This is a genomic window from Paraburkholderia sp. RL18-085-BIA-A (assembly GCF_046027075.1).
GTDB lineage: Bacteria > Pseudomonadota > Gammaproteobacteria > Burkholderiales > Burkholderiaceae > Paraburkholderia.
On the sequence record NZ_JARESU010000299.1, the window covers coordinates 1 to 4,094 of the forward strand.

4 protein-coding genes and 2 pseudogenes are annotated in these 4,094 nt (G+C 60.5%); 4 read left to right on the forward strand and 2 right to left on the reverse strand.

What is annotated here, in order from left to right; all coding sequences use genetic code 11:
- Positions 1 to 420: pseudogene (locus P0D89_RS54760) on the forward strand (ATP-binding protein); the annotation flags it as partial.
- A 320-nt stretch (positions 421 to 740) separates the two neighbouring features.
- Here P0D89_RS54760 and P0D89_RS54765 read toward each other — a convergent pair.
- The gene (locus P0D89_RS54765) at positions 741 to 1,172 is read right to left on the reverse strand and encodes a winged helix-turn-helix transcriptional regulator (RefSeq protein ID WP_408239162.1); all 432 of its coding nucleotides are present in this window, start codon (positions 1,170 to 1,172) and stop codon (positions 741 to 743) included.
- 131 nt (positions 1,173 to 1,303) lie between these two features.
- Between P0D89_RS54765 and P0D89_RS51350 the strand changes: the two genes are divergently transcribed.
- The gene (locus P0D89_RS51350) at positions 1,304 to 2,032 is read left to right on the forward strand and encodes an FMN-dependent NADH-azoreductase (protein WP_408370589.1); all 729 of its coding nucleotides are present in this window, start codon (positions 1,304 to 1,306) and stop codon (positions 2,030 to 2,032) included.
- Positions 2,029 to 2,943 carry an alpha/beta fold hydrolase gene (locus tag P0D89_RS51355; protein WP_408370587.1) on the forward strand — a complete coding sequence of 305 codons (915 nt, stop codon included), beginning with the start codon at positions 2,029 to 2,031 and terminating at the stop codon, positions 2,941 to 2,943. The genes P0D89_RS51350 and P0D89_RS51355 overlap by 4 nt, the downstream gene beginning before the upstream one ends.
- Positions 2,944 to 3,017: 74 nt before the next feature.
- Here the strand turns inward: P0D89_RS51355 and P0D89_RS51360 are convergent.
- Positions 3,018 to 3,360: pseudogene (locus P0D89_RS51360) on the reverse strand (efflux RND transporter permease subunit); the annotation flags it as partial.
- Positions 3,361 to 3,716: 356 nt separating this feature from the next.
- On the opposite strand from P0D89_RS51360, the gene P0D89_RS51365 reads away from it, so the two are divergent.
- A partial coding sequence (locus P0D89_RS51365) for an HAD family hydrolase (protein WP_408379374.1) occupies positions 3,717 to 4,094 on the forward strand: 378 nt, incomplete at its 3' end.

Here is a 4,094-nt window from a genome sequence, read left to right on the forward strand (position 1 = left end):
AAAGCAAAGGTAGTGCAGCCCGAACTTTACCGCGACATCGTTATTGCGACAGAACCTGACGAGGTCGCGCGGCGTGACCAGAAGAAGCTCGGCGCGCGCCTTGCCCGCGCCGGCTTCGCGCTGGGCAAGACGCTCGAGACCTTCAACTTCGATCTTCTACCCAAGCTCAACCGCGCCCATATCCACGATCTGGCCACTGGCCGCTACATCGACGAGAAGGTCTGCGTTCTGATGGTCGGCCAGATTGGCGTCGGCAAGTCGCACCTGGCTCAGGCTCTTGGCCACTGCGCCGCTCGCCAGGGGCGCGACGTGCTGTTCATCTCGCAGACCGATCTGCTCAAGAAGCTGCACGCAGCGCGCGCCACCGGCATATACGAACGCAAGTTCCAGCAGTTCGTGCGCGTCCCTCTGCTGATCGTCGGCCGACACCGACGCCACCGCCGACGCTGCCACCACCACCGCCGACGCCAATGCCAATGCCAATGCGCGGCGCGTTTCCATCAGGCGCTTCAGGCCGACCAGCGTTTTCGGATGCAACTGATGCGCGTCGTCGATGAACAACGCGACCGGCTTCTTCCGTTTGCGGATCAACGCGCGCAGCGCGCGTTCGCGGCGCTCAGCAACGGCGACCTACACATCTACACCGGCACGTCTCTCTCAGAAGCTTTTATCTTGATGGTGGCGCGCGCGAAACGCTTGATGCTAACGCGCTTTTCAGCCCCCGGCCTCCCCGTTCAACGCTACTTCGGATCGGTGAAGCGCGTCTGCCGCAAACCGGTTTGTTGCTCCCGCTTTGCAAATTCCTCGCGTGCGGCCAGCATCGCGGGCTGGTGCTCCACGGCCCAGCTGTGGAGTGACCGTAGTGGCACGATCAACGACCTTCCGAGGTCCGTCAGCTCATAGTCCACACGCGGTGGAATGGTCGGATACATCGTCCGGCTGACCAGGCCGTCCTGCTCCAGGCTTTTCAGGGTGAGCGTGAGCATGCGCTGTGAAATGCCTTCGATCAGGCGCGCGATCTGGTTGTAACGCATCGGCCCGTTCGACAACGAGCCGACCACCATCACCGTCCATTTGTCGCCGATGCGGGCGAGCGTAGGGATCACTTCCCGGCACCCCTCGCGGGAATCCGACGCCTCAGTGGCGCGAACAGGAATGTTCGTATCAGACAAAAAAGTGCCTCCTTGTGCGAACTTTTTCAGCCTCTATCATAGCGTAACGAACAAAATGTTCCTTACTGCGAGGTCCGGAGCGGCGCGGGCGATCCCTGTGCTGCCCCGTCCTCAGATCCCGGAGAAGAAATTTGAAACTATTGCACATTGATTCCAGCATCTCAGGCGCCCAGTCCGTCAGTCGCCAACTGTCAGCCAGTATCGTGACCCGCCTCAGGGACACCTCGCCGGGTCTCGGGGTCAGCTATCGTGATCTGGCTGCCGGGCCTGTGCCGCATCAGTCACCGGCGACCCGGTTCGCCAAGCTGAAATCACTATACGAGGCCGGCGCGCTGGCCGGCGAGATTGGGGAGATGGTAGCGGCCGCCATACAGGGTGGTGCCCAGGTCGATGCTTCAGCGCAGGATGAAGTTGCGGCAACTAACGTCGCCCTGGACGAGTTCCTTGCCGCCGATATCGTCGTCATCGGCGCACCGATGTACAACTTCGGCATTCCGAGTCAACTAAAGGCCTGGATCGACTGCCTGGCCGCGCCGGGCAAGACCTTCAGCTACACCGCGACGGGCGTGGAAGGCCTCGCCGGCAGTAAGAAGGTGATTGTTGCATCGTCGCGTGGCGGGTTCTACTCCGCGTCGTCGCCGATGGCCTTCATGGATCACCAGGAGACGTTCCTGTCGAACTTCTTCGGGTTCATCGGCATCACCGACATGAACTTTGTACGCGCCGAAGGGGTCAACACAAGTCCTGAGCAGCGGCAGCGCGCGCTCCAATCCGCCCTGGCTGAAATCGCCGTCCTGAAGGCTGACGTGTCCGAGCAACTGAACCAGGAGAAAACGAGGCCCGCGTCGAAGGGGCAGTGAACAGCGTGCAATTGACAACAAGGTGGGCTGCAATGAAATCGTTGAATCAGGAAGACTGGATTTTGCTCGAAAGCGGATTACTTCCAGTAAGAACGGTCGATATCGAGACCCCGCGTCTCGGAGACGCACCGCTTGCGATGACGTACCGGACAGGTGGTCCGGTCGATGCGCCAGCAATTGTTCTACTTCACGGTATCGGTTCGAGTTCCGCGGGGTATCGTGCCCAGCTGGCCGGTCTCCAGGACAGCTTTCGGGTCGTGGCATGGGACGCCCCGGGTTACGGTCAGAGCGCACCATTGCGGGTTGCTACACCGGGCGTTGAGGACTATGCCGACGCGCTCATGGGCCTCATGTCGGCACTTGACATCGGCACCGCTACCATTGTCGGCAGTTCGTGGGGAAGCGTGATTGCCGCCGCCTTTGAGAATCGCTATCCGGAGGCAACCCGCTCGCTGGTTCTGTCGGCACCAAATGTCGCGCGCGGACATCTACAGGGCGAGGCGAAGTCCCGAGAAGTTGAGGCGCTTCTGCATGCGGGCAAGGCGATGTCGCCGTCCGATAGGGTGGCCATGGTTGACCTGCTTGTTGCGCCAGACACGCCCTCCGCCGTTCGGGATCATGTATTGCGGTTGGCTGACGCAGTCACGCCGGCTGGCTGGGCTCACGCAGTGTATATGGTCTTCTCGGCTTCCACCCCGCCTCTGGTCGCGGCAGCGACGGTGCCTGTATCAATCGTCGTTGGCGACCGTGACCGGATGGCGCCGATGGACGAGCACGCGCTGAAGCTGCATACGGCGGCCCCTGCCTCGATCCTCCACGTACTGGAGGACATCGGTCACGTTCCAAAGCTTGAGGCTCCCGGCCGATTCAACCAGATCCTGCGCAACGCGGCGCGCGTAGCCGACTCGTAACTTCAACTGACCGAGGCGGCGACGGCTTCCTTCCAGACAAGTGTGCCGTCAGCGTGCACGGCGGCGCAGATTGGCTCCCTCGCCGTGCCGTGCCCGAAGGCGAGCGGCAGTGCACCGAGCAGCGCTGCGCATGTCGTCTTCAGGATCGGCCTGAAGCACATCAGGCTGGCGCGATAGATCGCATCGCGCGGCGACAGTCCTTTGCGCGACGCGTCGATAGCGAAACCCACCATCATGATCGCGTTCTGCTTGACGATGCCGATCAGCAGGATGGCGCCGATCAACGACATGACTGTGAACTCGACGTGAAACAGCATCAACGCGAGCAACGCGCCGACGCCGGCCGAGGGCTGCGTCGCTAGAATCGTCAGCGGATTGTGCGTAACTTTCGTAAAGCATGCCGAGCACGATATAAATATATAAACGGCCCGCGATCGTGACATTGCCATGCACGCCGGGCTTTATACCGAACCCTCGCTCGCCAACCAGGTACCGCATAGCACCCAGAAGTCACCGCCATTTATGGAGAAATTGCACGGCATCGTGCCCGCTATATATTGCGGGTCTCGCGATATATACGACACGGAACGGCGCGCTCGGCGGCTGCCTGAAAGGCACAGACCGGCCATGAACGGACAGTTGCTGCGGTGGTCCGGTTTGGGGACAATGCCTTCGCTTAACTAATTTCTATCCGCCATCTTGCGGAAACCCTTCACCATCTGGAACCAAAAACGTAGAGGCTTTTTATGGCAGGTGGACACATCGAAGCCATTATGTTCGACTTCGATCTAACGTTGGCCGACTCGTCTAGCGGAATTGTGGAATGTACACGCTACGCCTTACGGACATTGGGAGTCACGGAAGTCGAGAGTGGGCGCATTCGCTCCGTTATTGGCCTGACCTTACATGCAATGTTTCGAACGTTGACCGGAAATGGAGAGCCGGAAAGCGCGGACGAATTTGCGCGTCTGTTTGTCGAGCGCGCGGACGAGGTCATGGTGTCGTCGACGCAGATCTATCGGGAGGTTCCTGATCTGTTCGAACAGTTGCGGGGCCAGGGCATAAACGTGGCGATCGTGTCGAGTAAGTTCCGCTACCGCATCGAGGCTATTCTAGACGCCGCCCAGTTGCGGCCGCTGGTGGACGTGATC